At 62.6% G+C, this 21,316-nt stretch carries 21 protein-coding genes; 9 read left to right on the top strand and 12 right to left on the bottom strand.

Features of this window, described 5'->3' with window-relative positions; all coding sequences use genetic code 11:
* Positions 1 to 65: 65 nt before the first annotated feature.
* On the bottom strand, positions 66 to 764 hold the full coding sequence (gene pyrF / locus K1567_RS06805) for an orotidine-5'-phosphate decarboxylase (RefSeq protein WP_034096691.1): 699 nt from the start codon (positions 762 to 764) through the stop codon (positions 66 to 68).
* Positions 765 to 1,023: 259 nt separating this feature from the next.
* On the opposite strand from pyrF, the gene K1567_RS06810 reads away from it, so the two are divergent.
* The gene (locus K1567_RS06810) at positions 1,024 to 1,788 is read left to right on the top strand and encodes a response regulator (protein WP_034096795.1); all 765 of its coding nucleotides are present in this window, start codon (positions 1,024 to 1,026) and stop codon (positions 1,786 to 1,788) included.
* Positions 1,788 to 2,822, top strand: coding sequence for a HAMP domain-containing sensor histidine kinase (locus K1567_RS06815; RefSeq protein ID WP_034096690.1), 1,035 nt, complete (start codon positions 1,788 to 1,790; stop codon positions 2,820 to 2,822). The genes K1567_RS06810 and K1567_RS06815 overlap by 1 nt, the downstream gene beginning before the upstream one ends.
* On the opposite strand, the gene K1567_RS06820 is transcribed toward K1567_RS06815, so the two are convergent.
* The 9 genes from K1567_RS06820 to K1567_RS06860 all read right to left on the bottom strand — a co-directional run bounded on the left by K1567_RS06820 (position 2,819) and on the right by K1567_RS06860 (position 10,685).
* Positions 2,819 to 3,880, bottom strand: coding sequence for an AI-2E family transporter (locus K1567_RS06820; RefSeq protein WP_034096689.1), 1,062 nt, complete (start codon positions 3,878 to 3,880; stop codon positions 2,819 to 2,821). The two genes, K1567_RS06815 and K1567_RS06820, sit on opposite strands and share 4 nt — an antisense overlap.
* 74 nt (positions 3,881 to 3,954) lie before the next feature.
* Entirely contained in the window at positions 3,955 to 4,773 is an 819-nt protein-coding gene (locus K1567_RS06825; protein WP_220698278.1) for a DUF4892 domain-containing protein, read from the bottom strand.
* A 114-nt stretch (positions 4,774 to 4,887) separates the two neighbouring features.
* Positions 4,888 to 5,742, bottom strand: coding sequence for an alpha/beta hydrolase (locus tag K1567_RS06830; RefSeq protein WP_040266362.1), 855 nt, complete (start codon positions 5,740 to 5,742; stop codon positions 4,888 to 4,890).
* Positions 5,739 to 6,542, bottom strand: coding sequence for an alpha/beta fold hydrolase (locus K1567_RS06835; RefSeq protein ID WP_034096686.1), 804 nt, complete (start codon positions 6,540 to 6,542; stop codon positions 5,739 to 5,741). The genes K1567_RS06830 and K1567_RS06835 overlap by 4 nt, the downstream gene beginning before the upstream one ends.
* 97 nt (positions 6,543 to 6,639) lie before the next feature.
* Positions 6,640 to 7,083, bottom strand: coding sequence for a hotdog fold thioesterase (locus tag K1567_RS06840; protein WP_034112721.1), 444 nt, complete (start codon positions 7,081 to 7,083; stop codon positions 6,640 to 6,642).
* A gap of 31 nt (positions 7,084 to 7,114) precedes the next feature.
* A complete protein-coding gene (locus K1567_RS06845) occupies positions 7,115 to 8,770 on the bottom strand; it encodes an AMP-binding protein (protein ID WP_220698279.1) in 1,656 nt (551 codons plus the stop codon).
* Positions 8,771 to 8,855: 85 nt separating this feature from the next.
* Complete coding sequence (sixA, locus tag K1567_RS06850) at positions 8,856 to 9,305, bottom strand: phosphohistidine phosphatase SixA (protein ID WP_169868322.1); 450 nt, start codon at positions 9,303 to 9,305, stop codon at positions 8,856 to 8,858.
* Positions 9,302 to 9,649, bottom strand: coding sequence for a DUF4389 domain-containing protein (locus K1567_RS06855; RefSeq protein WP_034096682.1), 348 nt, complete (start codon positions 9,647 to 9,649; stop codon positions 9,302 to 9,304). Before K1567_RS06855 ends, sixA begins: the two co-directional genes overlap by 4 nt.
* Before the next feature lie 10 nt (positions 9,650 to 9,659).
* The gene (locus tag K1567_RS06860) at positions 9,660 to 10,685 is read right to left on the bottom strand and encodes an NAD(P)H-dependent glycerol-3-phosphate dehydrogenase (RefSeq protein WP_034137574.1); all 1,026 of its coding nucleotides are present in this window, start codon (positions 10,683 to 10,685) and stop codon (positions 9,660 to 9,662) included.
* A 195-nt stretch (positions 10,686 to 10,880) separates the two neighbouring features.
* Here K1567_RS06860 and K1567_RS06865 point away from each other — a divergent pair, with 195 nt between their 5' ends.
* From K1567_RS06865 to fabB, 5 genes are all read left to right on the top strand, one after another.
* Positions 10,881 to 13,001 (top strand): TonB-dependent receptor plug domain-containing protein, encoded by a 2,121-nt coding sequence (locus K1567_RS06865; RefSeq protein WP_405045999.1) that lies wholly within the window; start codon positions 10,881 to 10,883, stop codon positions 12,999 to 13,001.
* A 1-nt stretch (position 13,002) separates the two neighbouring features.
* Positions 13,003 to 13,932: an ABC transporter substrate-binding protein gene (locus K1567_RS06870; RefSeq protein ID WP_034096680.1), complete on the top strand. Its 930-nt coding sequence runs from the start codon at positions 13,003 to 13,005 to the stop codon at positions 13,930 to 13,932.
* Positions 13,929 to 15,830, top strand: coding sequence for an ATP-binding protein (locus tag K1567_RS06875; RefSeq protein ID WP_169868326.1), 1,902 nt, complete (start codon positions 13,929 to 13,931; stop codon positions 15,828 to 15,830). Before K1567_RS06870 ends, K1567_RS06875 begins: the two co-directional genes overlap by 4 nt.
* Positions 15,831 to 16,079: 249 nt before the next feature.
* Positions 16,080 to 16,595 (top strand): 3-hydroxyacyl-[acyl-carrier-protein] dehydratase FabA, encoded by a 516-nt coding sequence (fabA, locus tag K1567_RS06880; protein WP_010211704.1) that lies wholly within the window; start codon positions 16,080 to 16,082, stop codon positions 16,593 to 16,595.
* 11 nt (positions 16,596 to 16,606) lie between these two features.
* On the top strand, positions 16,607 to 17,827 hold the full coding sequence (gene fabB, locus K1567_RS06885) for a beta-ketoacyl-ACP synthase I (RefSeq protein WP_034096678.1): 1,221 nt from the start codon (positions 16,607 to 16,609) through the stop codon (positions 17,825 to 17,827).
* An 87-nt stretch (positions 17,828 to 17,914) separates the two neighbouring features.
* Here fabB and K1567_RS06890 read toward each other — a convergent pair whose 3' ends face one another.
* A complete protein-coding gene (locus K1567_RS06890) occupies positions 17,915 to 18,937 on the bottom strand; it encodes an amidohydrolase family protein (RefSeq protein WP_047882239.1) in 1,023 nt (340 codons plus the stop codon).
* A 141-nt stretch (positions 18,938 to 19,078) separates the two neighbouring features.
* Between K1567_RS06890 and K1567_RS06895 the strand changes: the two genes are divergently transcribed.
* Both K1567_RS06895 and K1567_RS06900 read left to right on the top strand, forming a co-directional pair.
* Positions 19,079 to 19,495, top strand: a complete 417-nt coding sequence (locus tag K1567_RS06895) for an OsmC family protein (protein ID WP_169903252.1) — start codon at positions 19,079 to 19,081, stop codon at positions 19,493 to 19,495.
* Between the two features lie 64 nt (positions 19,496 to 19,559).
* Positions 19,560 to 20,426: a pirin family protein gene (locus tag K1567_RS06900; protein ID WP_220698280.1), complete on the top strand. Its 867-nt coding sequence runs from the start codon at positions 19,560 to 19,562 to the stop codon at positions 20,424 to 20,426.
* Positions 20,427 to 20,525: 99 nt separating this feature from the next.
* Here K1567_RS06900 and K1567_RS06905 read toward each other — a convergent pair whose 3' ends face one another.
* Entirely contained in the window at positions 20,526 to 21,254 is a 729-nt protein-coding gene (locus K1567_RS06905; RefSeq protein ID WP_184336666.1) for a dienelactone hydrolase family protein, read from the bottom strand.
* Between the last annotated feature and the right edge of the window lie 62 nt (positions 21,255 to 21,316).

Consider the following 21,316-nt stretch of genomic DNA (forward strand, 5'->3'; position numbering starts at 1 on the left):
AAAACGCCTGCATCCCGTCGGTTCAGGGTGCAGGCGTTCTCGTCAGTGGCTCGCGCTTGACGTGATCAGGCGATCTCGGCAACCACTGCCGCCAGCGCCTTGGCCGGATCCGCCGCTTGGCTGATCGGACGGCCGATCACCAGGTAGTCGGAGCCGGCGTCCAGTGCCTGGCGCGGGGTCAGGATGCGGCGCTGGTCGTCCTGAGCACTGCCCGCCGGGCGAATGCCGGGGGTGACCAGTTGCAGCGACGGGTGCGCGGCCTTCAGCGCCTGGGCCTCCAGGGCCGAGCACACCAGACCGTCGAGGCCGGCTTTCTGCGCCAGGGCCGCCAGGCGCAGTACCTGCTCCTGAGGCTCGATATCCAGGCCGATCGCGGCCAGGTCTTCGCGCTCCATGCTGGTCAGCACGGTCACACCGATCAACAGCGGCTTGGGGCCGCTACGCTGTTCCAGCACTTCACGGCAAGCGCTCATCATGCGCAGGCCGCCGGAGCAATGCACGTTGACCATCCACACGCCCATTTCCGCAGCCGCCTTGACAGCCATGGCGGTGGTGTTGGGGATATCGTGGAATTTCAGGTCGAGGAACACCTCGAAGCCTTTGTCACGCAGGGTGCCGACGATGTCCGCGGCGCAGCTGGTGAACAGTTCCTTGCCGACCTTGACCCGGCAGAGGCTTGGGTCCAACTGGTCAGCCAGCTTCAGTGCGGCGTCACGGGTGGGGTAATCCAGGGCGACGATGATAGGAGTCTGGCAGGCGGACATTGGAATGGGCTCTCAGGCAAGTCGAAATCGGCGCGGATTGTAGCGCAAGCGACGCCGTTGCGGGATCCGATGATCGGTAAATACTGACCAAGCGTGCGCAGGCCGGCATTTCGCGCATATATTTCAAATCCGATACATTCACGACACGCCCCCAACACGCCCCGCCGCTAGCCTCGCTCGCACGACCCACCGACCAGCACTACCAGCCATGGGGCTGGGCGCCTATGCTGACCGCAATCACCTGGCAGATGACCGCACTATGCAAACTCCTTGCGCCCCTGTGAACGACGAGCAAAAAGACCCGGCCAGCGCCGACGATAAGCGCTGGACGACCCGCGCACTGGTGGTCGACGACGATGTGCCGATCCGCGAACTGCTGATCGACTACCTGGCCCGCTTCAGTATTCTGGCCACCGGTGTCAACGATGGCGCCGAGATGCGCCAGGCCATGCACGCCGAGACTTTCGACGTGGTGGTGCTCGACCTGATGTTGCCGGGCGAGGATGGCCTGTCGCTGTGCCGCTGGCTGCGGGCCGAGTCGGATATTCCGATCCTGATGCTCACCGCGCGCTGCGAACCCACCGACCGCATCATCGGCCTGGAACTGGGGGCCGATGACTACATGTCCAAACCCTTCGAGCCCCGCGAGCTGGTGGCGCGCATCCAGACCATCCTGCGCCGCGTGCGCGACGATCGCAGCGAGCAGCGCGCCAATATCCGCTTCGACACCTGGCGCCTGAACAGCGTGCTGCGCCAGCTGGTGGCCGACGACGGCCTGGTGGTGCCGCTGTCCAATGCCGAATTTCGCCTGCTTTGGGTATTTATCGAACGCCCGCGCCGGGTGCTGAGCCGCGAGCAATTGCTGGATGCCGCGCGCGGGCGTTCCATCGAAGCGTTCGATCGCAGCATCGACCTGCTGGTCTCGCGCCTGCGGCAAAAACTCGGGGATGACCCCAAGGCACCGCAGTTGATCAAGACCGTGCGCGGCGAAGGCTACCTGTTCGACGCACGGGACATCGGCTGATGCGCGGCACCTTCAACACGCTGTTTGGGCGGCTGTTCGGCGTGTTGCTGGTGGCCATTGTGCTGGCCCATGGTCTGGCGTTTTTCTGGTTTCACCACTACGGCCCGCCCCCGCCGCCGCCCGAGGAGACCTTTATCGAGCAGTCGGACGGCACGATGAAACCCTTGCCCAAGCATCAGCGACCCTGGTTCGGCGGCCCGGTGGTGCCCCTGACGTTTCAATTTATTTCGCTGATCATTGCCGCCTGGTATGGCGCCAAGCTGCTCAGCCGGCCGATACAGCGTCTGAGCGAAGCCGCCGAACGCTTGAGCCTGGACCTCGACAGCCCGCCGCTCAACGAATCCGGCCCGCTGGAAGCGCAACAGGCCGCATCGACCTTCAACCTGATGCAACGGCGCATCCGCGAGCAGGTCAGCCAACGCGCACGCATGCTCGGCGCGGTGTCCCATGACCTGCGCACGCCGTTGTCGCGCCTCAAGTTGCGCCTGGAGCAGATCGAAGACACCCGCCTCCAGGGCCAGATGCGCCAGGACCTGGACGACATGATCGGCATGCTGGACGCGACGTTGAGTTACCTGCACGAACAACGCACCAGCGAGACCCGACACTGGCTGGACGTGCAGGCGCTGGTGGAATCCCTGAGCGAAAACGCCCAGGACCAAGGCTGCGACGTGCAGTTTGCCGGCACCTGCGCACCGCTGCAGGTGCAACCCATGGCCTTGCGTTCGTGCCTGAACAATCTGATCGACAACGCCCTGCGGTACGCCGGCACGGCGCGTATCGAACTGACCGACAGCCGTGAAGCGCTGGTGATCCGGGTAATCGACCACGGCCCCGGGATTGCGGCGGACAAGCGCGAGGCGGTGTTCGAGCCGTTTTTTCGACTGGAGGGCTCACGCAACCGCAACTCCGGCGGTGTCGGCCTGGGCATGACGATTGCCAAGGAAGCCGTGGAACGCCTCGGCGGCCGCCTGTGCCTGGAAGAAACCCCGGGCGGCGGCTTGACCGCGGTGATGCGCTTGCCCAGGGCTTAAAGAGCCTGGTCGTCCCGACGGCCCTGGGCGTGAGTTGCGCTCCAATCCATCAACAGGCTATAGGCCACTGCGAGCAAGGTCGGACCGATAAACAAGCCGATAAAGCCAAAGGCAATCAAGCCGCCGAACACCCCCAGCAGCACGATCACCAGCGGCAGGTTGCCGCCACGGCTGATCAGGTAGGGTTTGAGCACGTTGTCCACGCCGCTGATGATGAAGGTGCCCCACACGCCGAGGAATATCGCGTAGGTGTAATCGCCCTTCCAGGCCAGCCACGCGGTGGCCGGGATCCACACCAGCGGCGGGCCCATGGGAATAAGGCTGAGCATAAAGGTGACGATGCCCAGCACCAGCGCCCCAGGCACGCCGGCAATAATGAACCCCACCAACGCCAGCACGGCCTGGGCCGCAGCCGTGCCGATCACGCCGTTGACCACCCGTTGCACGGTTCCGGCCACCAGTTCGATGTAGTAACCGGCGCGGTCGCCGATCAAGCGTTCCAGCAAACGATGGACGAACATCGCCAAACGCGGCCCGTCGCGGTAGAAAAAGAACACGAAGACCAGGCTCAGGGTGAGTTCCAGAATGCCCCCGCCGATCTGCGCGCTGCGCGCCAGCAGCCAGTTGCCCACCTGCCCCAGGTACGGTTTGAGGCTGACCATCAACGCAGCGCCCTGCTGATCGATGCTGTCCCACATCGCCGCCAATCGCTCGCCTACCAACGGGATCGCGCCCAGCCACGTCGGCGCCTCGGGCAGGCCATCGACCTGAATATCCTTGATCAATGCCACGGCATCACGCACATGGTCGGCCAGGTTGAACCCCAGCCATACCAGCGGCACCGCCACCAACAGCATCCAACCCAAGGTCAGGATCGCGGCAGCCAGGGACTCGCGCCCACCCAGCCAACGCGTGAGCAACACCATCAGCGGCCAACTGGCAAATGCCAGCACCGCGCCCCAGAACAGCGCCGACCAGAACGGCGCCAACACCCAGAAACTGGCACCGAACAGCACCAGCAGCAGGATTTGCACCAGCAGGCGATCGTTATTGAGCATGGGGAATCTCTGAAAAAGGAGGCTTTAGGAAGAAAGATTAGGCGAACGGTGCGGGCCCGTTCGCCAGGTGGCGATCAGCGTATCAGATGCAGGTGCAGACCTTGGGTTTCACCGTTGCCGCTCTCCATACGCGCCGCGCGCACGCCCTGCTCGATCAGCGCCTGACGCCAGGCTTCGGCATTCGGGCCGCTGAGGCTTACGCGCAGGGTGGTATCCAGGTTAAGGCCACGGGAAATGAGGGTCAGCCACGTGGCGTCCGGTTCACCGTTCAATGCGGGGAAGTCCAGCTCGCCGGTGCTTTTGAGCTCGCGCAACAGTGTGGCCGAGGTGGGCAACAGGTCGCCCAGCGGTGTCGCGGCGTCCAATTGCTCGATGTGCAAGTAGGCGCGACGATTACCGCGGGTGATGCCGTACAGCGCGACCAGCGAATTGGCCTGGGGCTCGGCCAGGCGCACTAGCAGGTATTCCTGCTGGCTATCGGCGCCCACCAGCTTGGCGTTGCCGAAAACCTCGTTGGCCCACAGGCTACTTTCGCCGCAGTCCCGGGCCTTGCACCAGAACAGCAGTTGCGCGCCCTGGGCCTGCAACGCCTCGCGCGTGGCGGTGAACGCCGCACTGGAGCTGTGCTCGGGGGGCAGTTCATAGGTAATGGCGGTAGTCTGGCCCCGCGCGAGGGCCTGGCCTTCATAACGCAGTTGGCCGCTGATCTTGCGGATCGCGCCCAGGGGGTAGATGCGTTCTTTTTCTTCGGCGGGGCGATAATCGACAATCTGCGCGTCGACCTGACGGGCCACGGCGGGCAGGTCCTGGCTGCCCGGCACGTCGGCGGCGAACACCAACGGGCTGAATACGCATAACCCCAGAGCACGAATAGATCGGTTGCGCACGCTCATCGGATTGGTGAGCCCTGACCGAGGGTAAGCGTCGCGGTATTAAGATCGGTGTTGAATATGTGCATGGTTGACTCCCGTTCAATCCGCCCAGCCTCGGCAGTTGACCGCGCCAAGTCAAGGCGCGGAGAAGAACCGATTGAAACAGTCTGCAACAAGGACCGCGCCAGGCTCATCATTCAGGTGTAAATGATGGCCACCCGGCAGCGTGGTTACCGTAAAGGGTAGCTGGGAAAGCAATTCGGGATGTTTCGATAGCATGCCGTCGGCAGCGACCACCAACTGCGTAGGGCAGTCAACTCGCCGTATGAAGGCCATCGCCTGCTCATCGGTCAGGCGCATCGGCGAAGCCAGGGTCAAGCGACTGTCCGTGCGCCAGGTGTAACCGCCAGGCACCGGCATCAAACCGCGCTGGGCCAGCAGTTCAGCGGCCTCGCGGCTGACGGCCACCAAGCCTTTCATGCGCGCCTCGACCGCGCGCTCCAGCGTGCCGTACACCGGTTTACGTTTGCCCTGCAGGTTCAATTGCGCCTGCAATGCCATGCCTAGCCTCTCGGCCGCATTTTCGCCCGGCGCAGTGGGTGGGATCACACCGTCAATCAACCCCAGGTGGGTCACACGCTCGGGTAAGGCCCCGGCCAGCACCATGGACACAATGGCGCCGAGGGAATGCCCCAGTAGTGCAAAACGTTTCCACCCCAGTTGCTCGGCCACTTGCAGCACGTCGAACACGTAATCCCACAAGGCATAGCCGGCGCCCACCGGGCGGTGCGCCGAGTGCCCGTGGCCGGCCATGTCCAGGGCCACAATGCGCAGCCCGGTCAACTTCGGCGCCAGGCGCGCGAAGCTGTTGGCATTGTCCAGCCAGCCATGCAAGGCGATCACTGGCAAACCGTCCTCGGGCCCAAACAAATGGGCGGCCAACTCGATATGGGGCAGGCTCAGGCGCACTTCTTCGACTGATGTGCTCATGCGCAGCTGCGCTCACGGGCGTCCCAACGGGCGAACAGGTTCTTGATCAAGGTCGCGGTGTCCTGCGGGCGTTCGAGGGGGAACATATGGCCGCCAGGCATGGTGAGCATTTCGCCCATGGGCAAACGCCCGACGCCGCTGGCGTGGTGACGCATTACCACGCGGCTCTGCCGACCGCGCACCACCGCCAGCGGCACCTTCATCTGGCGCACTTGGCCAGGGCTGGTGTGGGGCACGCCGCGGTAGATGCTGATTTCGGTAGCCGGGTCGAAGCGCAGGCGCAGACGATCGCCCACCGTTTGCAGGCCATGTTGCAGGTAGGCGTCGAAGCAATCCGGATCGAAGCCCCGAAACAGGGTCTTGCCGGCGAAGTAGCTGCGCGCGGCATCCAGGTCGGCGAACTCCTCGCGCCGGCCGAGGGTGCGCCCGGCCGGGGTCAGCCGGTCGATAAACCCAAAGCGCTTCGCGGCACGGATCACCCAGCGGTCGGCGCGGGTCAGTACCGGGGAATCGAGCATCACCACGCCACGATACAACTGCGGGCATCGCAGGGCGGCGTGCAGGTGCAAAACGCCGCCCAGGGAATGGCCCACGCCCCACACCGGTTGCGGCTGCTGCTCCAGATGGTGGATCAGTTCGTCCACCAGGTTCTGCCAGTTATCATCCACCGGAAACCGTGGGTCGTGACCGTGCTGCGGCAGGTGGGCCACCGTATATTCCGGGGCCAGGGCCGCAAAGAGCTTGCCGTAGGTGGCCGATGGGAACCCATTGGCGTGGGCGAAAAACACGTGCTGCGACATACCGGATCCATCTGCAATAACCGAACTCGATTGTCAGCATGCCCGGCAGGCACGGCAATGACTGTAACTGCCAGGAATGATGACACTCACGCCATGCCTATCGGGCCGGCGGGTTCTCGCCCAACGGCACCACGGCCATGGTCAGGCGCGAGATGCAGGTGGGCTTGCCTTCTTCGTTGCTCAAGCGGATATCCCATACCTGCGTGCTGCGGCCGATATGCACGGCCCTGGCCACCGCCGTTACCCGCCCGCTACGCACACCGCGCAGGTGGTTGGCGTTTACTTCCAAGCCCACGCAGTAGTACTTGCTGGTGTCCACGCACAGGTACGCGGCCATCGAGCCGATGCTCTCGGCCAGCACCACCGACGCGCCGCCATGCAGCAGGCCAAATGGCTGGTGCGTGCGCGCATCGACTACCATGCTCGCGGTCAGGGACTCGTCGTCGAAGCTTTCGAAGCGGATATCCAGCAATTCACCGATGGTGTTTTTCTGGCTGGCATTGAGGTGTTCGATATTCGGTTGGGTGCGCCACAGGCTCATGCAGGTGTCCTTTGGTGTTTTTATGATGACCCTAATCCTGCCACACAATCGCTTCGGTGCGCTCGCTCCAAGCGTGCAAATGTGCGCCGTAAGTCGCTTCGATCACGTTGCGCTTGATTTTGAGGGTGGGCGTGAGAAAGCCGTTTTCCACGCCCCATACGCCGTTGACCACCACCAATCGGCTCAAGCGCTCATGTTTATCCAGCGTGGCGTTGGTCTGTTGCAACCAACGCTCAAGGCTGCCTTGCAAGGCCGCGCGCGCTTCGCTCGGGGCCGCTTGCGACAACACGCACAGGCCCATCGGCGCCGCCAGGCCATCGCCGACCACGCACACCTGTTCGATCCGTGCATGCTCGGCCAGGCGGTTTTCGATGGGCGCCGGCGCGACGTATTTGCCCTTACTGGTCTTGAAGATTTCCTTGAGCCGTCCGGTCAGGCGCAGGCGCCCGTCGGCATCCTGCTCGCCCTTGTCACCGGTACGCAGGAAGCCGTCGGCGGTGAGGGTTTCGCGGGTTTTAACCGGGTCTTTGAAGTAACCGAGCATGGTGGCCTCGCTGCGCACTTGCACTTCACCGGCGGGGTCGATGCGCACCTCGACGTCGGGGCATGGGGTGCCGATCCAGCCGATGGTCTGCTGGCCGGGGCGGCATACGTGGGAATAGCCGCAACTTTCGGTCATCCCGTACACCTCCAGTACATCCAGCCCCAGGCGCCGATACCAGTGCAGCAGAGCTTCGGGCACTGGCGCCGCACCGGACAGCGCAATGCGCAGCGCGTCCAGCCCCAGGCCGGCAAGTACCTTGCGGCCTATACGCGGCCCGATAAACGGCAGGCGCAATAGCCTATCCAGGCGGCGCGGCGGCACCCTGGCGTAGACACCCAGTTGGAATTTGCTCCAGATCCGCGGTACGCCGAACAAAGCGGTGGGCCGCGCCCGGCGCAGGTCGGTTAAAAATGTGTCGAGGCTCTCGGCGAAAAATACCGTTTGCCCGGTGTAGATCGCCGCCAATTCCACGAACATCCGCTCTGCCACATGGCACAGCGGCAGGTACGACAGCAACCGATCGCCCTCCCCCAGGCCGAACAGTTGCGTGCCACGGGTGGCGGCAAACCCCAAGGCGCCGAAGCTGTGCATCACGCCTTTAGGCAGGCCGGTGGTGCCGGAGGTGTAGATGATGGTTGCAAGCGCCGTGGCATCGGGCGTCGGATCGTCCTCAATCGGTGCGCAGGCTTGTAGATCGGCCCAACTGAAATCGAACACGCCAGGCGGGCACAACGGCAGACTGATGGTCGGCACGCCGTGGGGCACGCCAGGCGCCATGGCGGGCCAGTCGTCGAGCTTGCCGACCAGCACCAGCGCCGCCTCGGAATGGGTCAGCACATGGACGACGGAATCAGCGGTGAGATTGGGGTACAGCGGCACCGAAACGTGCCCGGCCATCCAGATCGCCAGATCGGCGATGATCCAGTGGGCGCAGTTTTTCGAAATCAGGGCAATGTGCGAGCCGGGGGGCAACGCCCGCTCACGCAGCCATTGGGCGGCGCGGCGGGCCTGCTGGCCCGCGTCCGCCCAGGTAAGGCGCTGCACCTCGCCGCCGCCCAAGGGCTGCACCAGAAACGTCTTGTGTGGGTGACGGGTTTCTCGCTCGAATAACACCGGTAGCGGCAAACGAACAGCGACAGGCATGGAACGCGCTCCTCTGTGGTCCGACTATAACCAACCAAGCACTTGCTCGGCTGACTATAGAGCACCCACAAAGAAGATCCATCCCTTAAGGATTTTTTACGCTCACCAGGCTCATCAGCCCCGCCAACGCAAATTCGCCCTCCAGCTGCGCCAGGCTGGCGGTGTACATCGGCTGCGGCTGGCGCGAATGGCCGTGTTGCAGAAAGCTGATCAGATTGCCCACCAACGGTTGATGACTGACCAGCAGTACGTTGTCCTCAGCCTCCAGATGCGCCAGCACTTGCTCTGGGCTGCCCTCGGGTGTCAACCACGGCACCGTGCGAATGTCCGGCACAAAACCCAACGCCTCGCGCACCAGTCGGGCGGTCTGCTGTGCCCGCACGTAGGGGCTGGCGATGATCGCGTTAAGGGGCTGACCGATCAGGTGCGCGGCGCTGCGCAATACTTCAGCGCGGCCACGCTCGGTAAGGTTGCGTTCGGCGTCGGTGCGCGCATGGGCCTCGGCCTCGCCGTGGCGCAGAATCCACAGCTTCACAGTTTCGGCTCTTCGTCGCGGACCGGGTGCGGCGCCGGTGGCACGCTGTGAGCCGCTTCGCCTTCGGGTACGCGCGGTGCCGGCCAATCAGCGAACGGCCAAGGCTTTTGCTCGGTATGGAAACTGCCGAAACGACCGATCTGCGCCAGGAACTGGCTGAGGCTGTCGCCGACATTCATCAAGCCGAGGTTCGGCGCGCCGTAGATCAGGCGATAAATCAATTGCACCACCACCAGCACACCGAGGAGAAACTGCGCCACTTGCCAGACCAGGGCAAACACCAGCATCCACAGGATGCGCAGGCCGATGGCTTCATACTTGGGGGCTGCTTTCGGATCGTTCATGGTGCGTTCCTCAGTTGAAACCACTGGTGGAAATAAAGTCGACGTCGGTTTTGGGCTCGGCCCGCATCAGCAGTTCGATGACCTGGTTCAAGGTGCGCCCTTCGAACAGGATCGCGTGCAACCCGGCGACCAGCGGCATATACACACCCGCCTCCTGGGCCTTGGCCTTGAGCACTTTGAGCGTGTTGACCCCTTCGGCCACTTCGCCCAGGCGCGTGACGGCCTCATCCAGGCTCAACCCCTGGCCGAGGGCGAAGCCCACTTGGTAGTTGCGGCTCTTGGGCGACGAGCAGGTGACGATCAAATCGCCCACGCCGGCCAGCCCGAGGAAGGTCATCGGATTGGCCCCCTGATTCACCGCGAAGCGGGTCATCTCCGCCAGGGCGCGGGTGATCAGCATGCTCTTGGTGTTTTCGCCCATGCCCAGTGCCACCGCCATGCCGGCGATGATCGCGTAGACGTTTTTCAACGCGCCGCCCAGCTCCACGCCAAAACGGTCGCTGCTGGCGTAGACCCGGAACGTGCGGCCATGCAACACCGCCTGGACGCGCTCGCACAGCGCCTCGTCGTCACTGGCCACCACAGTGGCGGTCAAGGCGTGCTCGGCCACTTCCCGCGCCAGGTTCGGCCCGGATAGCACGCCGATGCGGGCCTGGGGCGCGATTTCTTCGAGGATTTGGCTCATCAGCTTGAAAGTCTGCGCCTCGATGCCCTTGGTCAGGCTGACCAGCATCTTGCCCGCCAGGCGTTCGGCATGGGGCGATAGCACCGCGCGCAAGGCGCTGGAGGGCAGCGCGACGAAACACAGCTCGCAGTCTGTAAGAGTGGCCAGCAGATCGGTGACCGGCTCGACTGCCGGATGAATCTTGATGCCTTTAAGGTAGCGCGGGTTTTCCCGGTGTACACGGATGGCCTCGGCCTGTTCGGGATCACGCATCCACTGGCGCACCGGGTGGCCGTTCTCCGCCAGCAGGTTAGCCACGGCGGTACCGAAACTTCCGCCTCCCAGGACCGCAATAGGGCGCTGTTCAGTCATATGCAATCCGTTAATCCATACCAGTGGCGATGGCGGCATTATACGGAGCGACCCGCTTGCGGCCAGCCCCCGTGTCAATTCGCGCGTTTGTCGGAAAATGCCATAGCGGCATGACGTAATTACGGGCGCGACGAATGGCAAATGGCCGCGCCTCAGTTAACATGGGCGGCTATCCGTCATTATCAAGGCCGCACCGTGTATTCGGGCCCTCCTCCGCGTTCCTCTCTCTTGCTGATGCTGTTGTGCAGCAACGCCGTGCTGGCCGACGATCTGTTCCTCGACAGCCAGCCGCTGCCGCAGGTATTGACCGCCACGCGCCTCAAGCAATCGGCCGCCGCCGTACCCGGCAGCATGACGGTGATCGACAGCGAGTTGATCAAGGCCAGCGGCGCGCGGGACATCAGCGAACTGCTGCGTCTGGTGCCGGGCATGATGGTCGGCTACACCAGCGGCAATCAGGCGGCGGTCAACTACCACGGCACCAGCGCCAGCGACGCGCGGCGCATGCAGGTGTTGATCGACGGCCGTTCGGTGTATCGCGCGGGTCTGGCCACCGTGGACTGGAGCGACATCCCGGTGGCCATGGAGGATATCGAGCGCATCGAGGTGTTCCGCGGCCCCAACACCGTCAGCTATGGCGCCAATGCACTGATGGCGGTGGTCAATATCCTCACGCGCTCCCCGGCCAACAGCCACGGTTCGCGGGTCAAGGTGATTCGCGGCGAGCGCGGCATCAACGACTTCTATGCCAGCCAGGGCGTGGGTTGGGAGACCGGCGATCTGCGCCTGTCTTTGTCCGGGCAACAGGACGACGGCTTCGACAACGACGCCGCCGGCGCCGACCGCCGTGACGGCCGACGCCTCAACCGCTTCAGCCTGGCGGTCAGCCAGACGCTGAATGCGCAGCAAAGCATCGACTGGCAATTGGATGCCAAGGAAGGCACCAATCAGCGTCCATATACCTACAGCCCGGTGTTCGCCGGCATCACCGAAGGCGGTAATAATTCTGACGTTACCGCCAAGGACTACGCCGCTTCCCTGCGCTGGAATGTCGATTTCAACCCCGAACACAGCCTGTACATCCAAGGGTCGGCCCAGCAATGGGATCGTCGGCAAATCTGGAAAGCCTGCGACGCCAAGGTCTCGTTCAGCCCCGAGCTGACCCAGCTGTGGCAATTGAACCCCAACTACGCGGAAAAACTGGCCCGGCATATGGAGGTCTACAGCCAAGGCAGCGCACCGCCGGGCAGTGCCGCCGAACAAGCGCTGGCCAATCAGGTGTTGGATCAATGGCGCAACGGCGCCAACCAGAGCGTCTGCGGCGATATCGACCAAAGCACCCGCGAAAGCCGCTACGACCTGGAGCTGCAGGACACGCTGAGCCTGTCCGACAGCCTGCGCCTGGTCAGCGGCATGAACTACCGCTACGACCGCGCCGACTCCGACACCTACTTCAACGGCACCCTGGACGACACCACCTGGCGCCTGTTCGGCCAATTGGAATGGCGCGCCAGCGAACATTGGCTGCTGCAGGGCGGCGCCATGTATGAAGACACCCACCTGAGCGGCAATTCACTGACACCGCGGGTGGCGGTCAACTATCTGATCAACCCGCGCCATGGCCTGCGCGCCGTGTACTCCGAGGCGATCCGCTCGCCGGACATGTTCGAGAACAACGTCAACTGGAGCTACCGCGTCACCAACCTGAGTTCCCCGGCGTTTGGCCAGACCTCCGCGCAATACTTCGTCAAAACCCGGGGGCCGGGTAACCTCGACAAAGAGCGGATGCGCTCGCGGGAACTGGGCTATAACGGCTTCTTCGCCGACCTCGGGTTGAACATGGACGTAAAACTGTTCTATGACGAAATCACCGACATGATCAGTTCGCCGTTGCGCAATAACCAATACATCGCCAGCAACGCCAACAGCTCGCGCTTTACCGGCGCCGAATCTCAGTTCGACTGGCGCGTGAGTAACGCCGACCGCCTGCGGCTGACGTATGCGTATGTCGATGCCAGCGCCAGCAACCGGTTGGACAAAGCGCAAACCGCGCGCAACAGTGGCTCGGCCGGCTGGCTGCGTGAATGGGGGCATGGCTGGTCCAGCGCGCTGTTCTACTACGGCGACGATGCGCTCAACCAATACCGCTTCGAACGGGTCGACTTGCGGGTGGCCAAGCGCATCGCGTTGGGCAAAGCCAATGTGGAGCTGGCCGGCATGTTGCAACAACGCCTCGACGACCAGCCGACCACCTGGGCTGATAACACCTACGACCAGCGCCATGTGCTGTATTTCAGCGCAGAGTTAGAGTTCTAGCATGGCCGGCCCGTCACGGATGACTTCCCTTTCTATCCATAAGCTCTGGCGCCATTGTGCGCTGCTGGCGTGCCTGCTGCTGGCGTCGCCGACGTGGGCGGCCGAGATCCTGCTGACCGCCGCCGAAGACAGTGACGGTGTGCATGCTTTCACCCAGGCCCTGGCCCAGCAACGTCCCGAAGACCACGTAACGTTCACCCCGCTCAAAGACTTACCCGCCCCCGGTCGCGTGCCTGCCAGCACGCGCCTGATCCTGCTGGACTTGGCCAGCCTCGATTGGCGCCTGCAAGACAACCTGGGCCCACCGACACTGGTGCTGCGTATCAGCCGGTTGCAGGCTCACCAGCGTCCTGGCGCCGCCCAGCATCCGCGCGTGAGCTTGCTGTGGAGCGATCCGCCTCTGGAACGGCAATTGCGCCTGATTGCCAGCATCCTGCCGCGAGCCCGCCGCATCGGTGTGCTTTACGGCACCGAGAGCGAGTTCCTGCTGCCGGAACTGCGCCAGCATGCGGAGCCCCTGGACATGACCATCGTGCCCCAGCGCTGGGACACCATCAGTGACAGTCGCCCGCTGCAAAACCTGTTCAGGAATAGCGACGTACTGCTCGGCCTGGATGACCCGCAGCTGTACAACCCGAAAACCGCGAAAAACCTGTTACTGAGCAGTTATGCCCAACAATTGCCATTGGTGGGCCCAAATGCAGGATTCGTGCGGGCCGGCAGCTTGGCCAGTACCTACAGCGACCAGGCCGATTGGCTGGCGGTACTGGACCGCCTGCTCGACCACGCCCCGGCCAACTGGCCGCGCTCGCTGTATCCGGACCACTTCAAAGTCGTGGGCAACCCGCAAGTGGCGCGCTCACTGGGCATCGAACAGTTCGACGAAGCCAACGTCGCCGCCCGCCTGGCCGAAGGAGAAAAACGCCCATGAGCCTGCGCCGTCGTTGGGGCATCAACACCCGCACCCAGCTCATTACCTTGGGGCCGGCGTTGCTACTGACGTTGCTGTTGATCAGCTTCTTTACCTTCGTGCGTATCCAGGACTTGCGCCAGGAGCTGGATCACACCGGCCAATTGATCGCCAACCAACTGGCCCCGGCCACTGAATACGGGGTGATTTCCGGCAACAACGATGTGCTCGAAAGCCTGCTGCGCGCCACCCTGGCAACGCCCCATGTGCGTTTTCTGGAAATCCAGGACAGCGCCGAAAACATCTTGGTATATGTCGAACAGCCCTCGGAAAAACATGACCGCTCGCTGTCGGTGAAAGTGTTCCAGGCGCCGATCCGTCTACAGCACATTCAACTGGGCAATGACTTTTTCCAGGACAACCTCACCGAGCCCAAAGCCCCGCGCGCGGATTATCTGGGCCGGGTCATTGTCGGCATGTCCAACGATGCGTTCAGCCAACGCCAGCAGGAAATCCTGTTCAAGGCCGGGATTCTCGCGCTGTTCACGCTGCTGTTTACCTTCTTGCTCGCCCGGCGCCTGGCCGCCAGCCTTTCCCAGCCGATCAGCGCCATGGGCAACGCCGTGAAGGCCATTCAGCAAGGCCAGTACAAGACGGCACTGCCGATTGTGGACGACTCGGAACTGGGTGACCTGTCGCGGCATATCAACAACTTGGCCGAAGGCCTCAACCAGGCCAGCCGCGAACAGCAGCAAGCCATGGCCCAGTTGATCCAGACCCGCGAAGAAGCCGAGCGCGCCAACAATGCCAAATCGGATTTCCTGGCGATGATGAGCCACGAATTGCGCACGCCGATGAACGGTGTACTGGGCATGCTGCAATTGCTGGAAACCACCGAGATGACTGAGGAGCAGACCGAATACGCGGCGCTAGCCTCCGAATCCACCGAGCATCTGCTCAAGGTGATCAACGATATTCTTGATTTTTCGCGCATCGAACGCGCGGCTCTGGAACTGGAACATATTCCGTTCAACCTCACCGACCTGATCAACAGTTGCGCCCAGGCCTTCCAACATAGCGCCCAGCAACGAGGGCTAGCGCTGCGCTTGCCGATCCCGCCGGATATGGACGCACTACGGGTGCGGGGCGACCCTACGCGTATCCGCCAGATTCTGGTGAACCTGATCGGCAATGCGCTGAAGTTCACCGAACACGGCAGCGTCAGTGTCGAGCCGCACTGGCAGCCCCTCGACCATGAACTGGTGTGGTTCACCTGCACGGTGCGCGACAGCGGCATCGGGATTTCCGCCGAACGCCTGGAATTGATGTTCGACGCGTTCCAGCAAGCCGACAGTTCCATTTCAAGACGTTACGGCGGCACCGGCCTCGGCCTGCCCATCGCCCGCACACTGGCCGAACGCATGGGCGGCACCCTGCGCGCCCAGAGCGAAGAAGGTCGCGGCTCGGTGTTTACCCTGGAAATCCCTCTGGCTATTGATCAGCAGAGCCTGCCGTCCATCGCCCCGGATGCCGAACGTAAAAATAGCGCTGGCGAAGGGCGCCATGTGCTGTTGGTGGAGGACAACCCGGTCAACCGCACGGTGGTCGAGGCCATGCTGCGCAGTCTGGGGTTTGAGGTGAGCCTGGCCACCGACGGCGCCGAGGCGATACGCAGCGCCGAGAGCCTGATTTTCACCGCGATCCTGATGGACTGCCGACTGCCGCTGATCGACGGCTACGAAGCCACCCGACAGATTCGCCAGTTACCCGGCTGCGCCGATTTGCCGATCATTGCGCTCACCGCCAATGCCTTGCAGGGCGACCGTGAAGCCTGTCTGGCGGCCGGAATGAACGATTACCTGGCCAAGCCGTTCAAACGTACGGATTTGCAGCATGTCCTGCAGCGTTGGGTGCAGTAATACGGCCTTATCAGCCAACTGCGACTGGCGTGAAAGGCGAAAGTGCGGCAGTCTTAGGCACCCAAACGGGCCCTTGAACGGGCCCGGTTTAAAATTTCAGTGAACAAGTGTACATTCAGTACCTTGACGCTGTGACTTTCACTACAACGCAATAGTCTATGTGTAGGCTGCCGGTCTGAGGCATGAACGCTTCAGTCGGTTCGGGAAGATTTGCCCTACCCTGCCGCATGGGATTATTGAGGAGCTCGCATGACCAAACAAAACGCCTTTACCCGGGAAGACCTGCTGCGCTGCAGTCGCGGTGAGCTGTTCGGCCCAGGTAACGCGCAACTGCCCGCCCCTAACATGCTGATGGTGGATCGCATCACCCATATCAGCGAAGAGGGTGGCAAGTACGGCAAAGGTGAATTGGTCGCCGAGCTGGATATCACCCCGGACCTGTGGTTCTTCGCGTGCCATTTCGAAGGCGACCCTGTCATGCCGGGCTGCCTGGGCCTTGACGCCATGTGGCAGCTGGTCGGTTTCTTCCTCGGCTGGCAAGGCCTGCCGGGCCGCGGCCGCGCCCTGGGTTCGGGCGAAGTGAAGTTCTTCGGCCAGGTCCTGCCGACCGCCAAGAAAGTCACCTATAACATTCAAATCAAGCGCGTCCTCAAGGGCAAGCTGAACCTGGCCATCGCCGATGGTTCGGTGAGCGTCGACGGTCGCGAGATCTATACTGCCGAAGGCCTTCGGGTCGGCGTATTCACTTCCACTGACAACTTTTAAGGGTTATCCGCATGCGCCGCGTCGTTATCACTGGTCTGGGCATCGTTTCTTGCCTGGGCAATGACAAAGAGACCGTCACCGCTAACCTGCGTGCAAGTCGCCCTGGCATCCGCTTCAACCCGGAATATGCCGAAATGGGTCTGCGTAGCCAGGTTTCCGGCTCCATCGACCTGCCCCTCGAAGAACTGATCGATCGCAAGATCTACCGCTTCGTCGGCCACGCCGCCGCCTACGCCTACCTGGCCATGAAAGACGCCATCGCCGACTCCGGCCTGAGCGACGACCAGGTTTCGAACGTGCGCACCGGCCTGATCGCCGGCTCGGGCGGTGCATCCACCCTGAACCAGATGGAAGCGCTGGATATCCTGCGCGAAAAAGGCGTGAAGCGCGTCGGCCCGTACCGTGTCACCCGCACAATGGGCAGCACCGTTTCGGCCTGCCTGGCCACGCCGTTCCAGATCAAGGGCGTGAACTACTCGATCTCATCCGCCTGCGCCACCAGTGCACATTGCATCGGTACCGCGGTCGAGCAGATCCAGCTGGGCAAACAGGACATCGTCTTCGCCGGCGGCGGTGAAGAGGAACATTGGAGCCAGTCGTTCCTGTTCGACGCCATGGGCGCGCTGTCCACCCAGTACAACGAAACTCCGGAAAAAGCCTCCCGTGCCTACGACGCCAAGCGTGACGGTTTCGTCATCGCCGGCGGTGGCGGCATGGTGGTGGTCGAGGAGCTGGAACACGCTCTGGCCCGTGGCGCCAAGATCTACGCGGAAATCGTCGGCTACGGCGCCACTTCCGACGGCTACGACATGGTTGCGCCAAGCGGCGAAGGCGCCATCCGCTGCATGCAGATGGCCATGTCCACCGTGGATACCCCTATCGACTACCTGAACACCCACGGCACTTCGACCCCGGTCGGCGATGCCAAGGAAATGGAAGGCGTGCGTGCGGTATTCGGCGACAAGGCTCCGAAAATCAGCTCCACCAAGAGCCTATCCGGTCACTCCCTGGGCGCGGCCGGCGTTCACGAAGCGATCTACTGCCTGCTGATGATGGAAGGCAACTTCATGGCCGGCTCGGCCAACATCGAAGAGATCGACCCGGTCGTCGCCGATATGCCGATCCTGACCAAGACTGTCGAGAACGCCAAGATCGACACCGTGATGAGCAACAGCTTCGGCTTCGGTGGCACCAACGCCACCCTGGTGCTGAAGCGCTGGCAGGGCAAGTAAGCCCTGTAGGTTGTTCCCATAAAAAAGCCCCGACTAGTTCGGGGCTTTTTTATGGGCTTCGGAAAATCCTGGTGCAGGTACGGGGGCTCAAGGAGCGCCGTCATCTTGATTGCTCTTAGGCAGCACGGCCAGGAAGTTATCCCGCGCCACTTTACGGGCCACCGCTTCAGGCAGCGCGTCAAGAAAGGGGTCGAAGCGGTGCATTTCCTTACCCAGCTTATTGAAGCGTCCGACGACGTCAGAGCCCAGCATAAAGCGCTCCGGGAAACGCTCCACCAGGGCCACCCACTCAGGCCGTGGCTTGCCCGCCTCGTCCAGCAGATAAGGCGTGAGCATGCTCCAAGACAAATCCACATACAGGTTGGGGTACGACTCCAGCAGACGGCTCAAGGTGGGCAATAGAAAGTCCATCTGCACCTGATGCCGGTGAATCTCTTTGCTGGTACCGGCATGCGCCCAGATAAACCGGGTGTGCGGGTGGTTGCGCAGCGGTTCTTCCACTTCGGCCAGGTACAGCGGGTTGCGCTCGCGCTTGGAGGTGATGTTGGAATGCAGCATCACCGGCAGGTCGTTTTCGGCGGCCAAGTGATAAATGCGGGTCATGGCCTCGTTGTTAGCGCGCGGGGTGTCGCCGGACGTCAGGGCCGTCAGATCATCGTGACGGGTGAACACCTCGCCGATGCCCTGCCACAGCCCCGGATTGAGGTCGAGCATGCGCTGGATATGCGCGTCGGAGTTTTTGTCATTGGGGTTGAAGCCAGACAGAAACGGGTGAAAGTGCCGGCGCTGGGCCGGGGTCAGCTTGTTCACCGCGGCCGCCACGATCACATCGGTGGCGCTGTACCAGTAGGCATCAGCATCATCGCCAGCGTAGTAGCGTGGGCGCTTGGGTTCGTCTTCATGCCATTTCTTGGCCACGGGTATGCCAGAAATCATCACATGCTCGATGCGATTTTCCGTCATGGCCTTGAGCAGTTTGTCCATGCCCGCGCTTTCTTGAAAGAAATCCACGTAATGCAGGTGCGCATCGCTGTAGGCATAGTCGCGCGCCTCCAAGGCGGTGCTGCTGCAGGCGACCAACAGGGCAAGACTCAAGCGGGTCCAGGGCACGGTAAGCTCTCGATAGGCGTGGGATACAGGTAGACCCTGCCCTCCCTTGCCGGGTTCATCCCAAAAAAAGCAGGAACACCTAAGTGCCAGCATGCTCTATAACTGCATGACCTTCATCCTGCCATCCCTGTGAGGTTTGCCATGCCTGTTATCGTCAACACGCTGAACACCGAAAACTATCGCCACAGCGTCAATATCAATCACCACGAGCTGTTTACCGACCTGCCCAAAGACCTGGGTGGCGACGACTCTGCGCCCTCCCCCCACGATTATTTCGACGCCGCGCTGGCCTCGTGCAAGGCCTTGACGGTCAGGCTCTACGCGCAAAAAAAGGATATTCCGCTGACCGGTGTCACCGTTGAAGTGACCCACGACGCCGCCCAAGAGCAAAAAGGCCGCTACGCGCTCAACGTCAAGCTGACCCTCAAGGGCGTGCTCAGCGACGCTCAGCGTGATGAGCTGCACCACGTGGCCGATCGCTGCCCGGTCCACAAACTGATGACCACCGCCGACATCAACATCGAGACCACCCTCTCCGAAGGCGCCTTCAGCCAATAGCGGCAAGCTCCTGTCGAGCGGGTTATGCTCAGCGCATTCCAACCCGCTCAGACAGGGATGCACCATGACCACCCTCACCGTGATTCGCCCGCGCCAGGAAGATGTCGAGGGCCAGCCGATTCTGCGCCCGCTACCGTCGCGAGACTGCCGCAGCGTCGGGCCATTCGTTTTCTTCGATCATATGCTGCCGACTCGCTATGCCCCCGGCACCGGCATGGATATCCGCCAGCATCCGCACATCGGGCTTTCTACCCTTACCTACCTGTTCGAGGGCGAACTGCAGCACAAAGACAGCCTGGGCTCCGATCAAGTGGTGCAGCCGGGCGATGTCAGTTGGATGACCGCCGGCAGCGCAATTGCCCACGTCGAGCGCACACCCGAGGCGCTCAAGGCCAGCGGTTTTGCGCTGCATGGCCTGCAAGTGTGGCTGGCGTCCCCCAGGGACCACGAAACCGGGCCAGGCCATTACAGCCATCACCCGGCGGCGAGTTTGCCAGTCAGCGACGCACTGGGCGTGCAGATTCGCTTGATTGCCGGCACTGGCTTCTGCCTTAAGTCACCGGTGCCCGTACTGTCGCCCACGTTGTACGCCGATGTGCACATGCAAACGGCCACCACGCTGCTGATTCCCGATGAGTATGAGGAACGCGCCGTGTATGTGCTGGCAGGTGACGCGCAGCTCGACGGCGAACCGTTGCAGACGCATAGCCTAGTGGTATTGCCGAAGGGAGAGACGATGACGTTGTCTGCCGAATCCGACTGTCATCTGGTGGTGTTGGGCGGAGCACCGCTGGATGGACCGAGGCGGATCAATTGGAATTTTGTCGCGAGTGATCCTGCGGTGATCGAGCAGGCCAGGCAGCGTTGGGCGGCTGGGGATTGGCCAACGGTGCCGGGGGAATCGGAAAGGATTGAGTTGCCTGGGAGATAGCCATCGGGGGCAAGCCCCCTCCCACATTTTGACGATCTGAATCCAATCATGTGTGGGAGGGGGCTCGCCCCCGATAACGCCGGAACAGGCGCTGAAAACTCAGCCCTTGAACACTTCATCCAGCAAGTTATGCATCGACTGGAAGGCCCGCGCGGCAGTCTTCGCGTCGTACATCATCTTGCCCGGCACATTGGCGTGCGGGTCGGTGAAGGAATGCACCGCACCGCCGTAGCTGAGCAACTGCCAATCCACACCAGCGGCGTTCATTTCATCCTCGAACGCCGGCAACTGCTCCTTGGGCACCAAGGGGTCCGAGGCGCCATGCAGCACCAGGACGGAACCTTGGATGTTCTTGGCATCCGCCGGGTTTGGTGTGTCGAGGGTGCCGTGGAACGACACCGCAGCCTTCAACGGCGCGCCGGTACGGGCCAGCTCAAGGGTGCAGCATCCGCCGAAACAGAAGCCGAACGAAGCGAGCTGGGAGGTATCCACTGCCGCCTCGGTCTGGGCCTGCAGTTGGTCGAGAGCAGCCTGCATGCGCTTGTTGAGCAACGGGCGATCATTCTTCAACGGCATCATCGCCGCACCGGCCTCATCGGCATTGGACGGGCGCACGGTTTGCCCATACAGGTCAGCAATCAGCACCACATAGCCCTTGCCGGCAACGGCCTTGGCAATTTCTTCGGCGCCGGCACTGACGCCCATCCAGTTGGGCGCCATCAACAGACCCGGCAGCGGGCCTTTTTGGCTGGCGTCGAACGCCAGGCGGCTTTCATACGGCTGGCCATCGATCTGATAGACCACGGAACGCACGGTGACTTGGCTCATCATTGACTCCGATTAAGGTGCACTGGAACGAAAAAACCCGCCGAAGCGGGTTTTTCCTACAA

Source organism: Pseudomonas sp. S5F11 (assembly GCF_019641515.1).
GTDB classification, from domain to species: domain Bacteria; phylum Pseudomonadota; class Gammaproteobacteria; order Pseudomonadales; family Pseudomonadaceae; genus Aquipseudomonas; species Aquipseudomonas rhodesiae.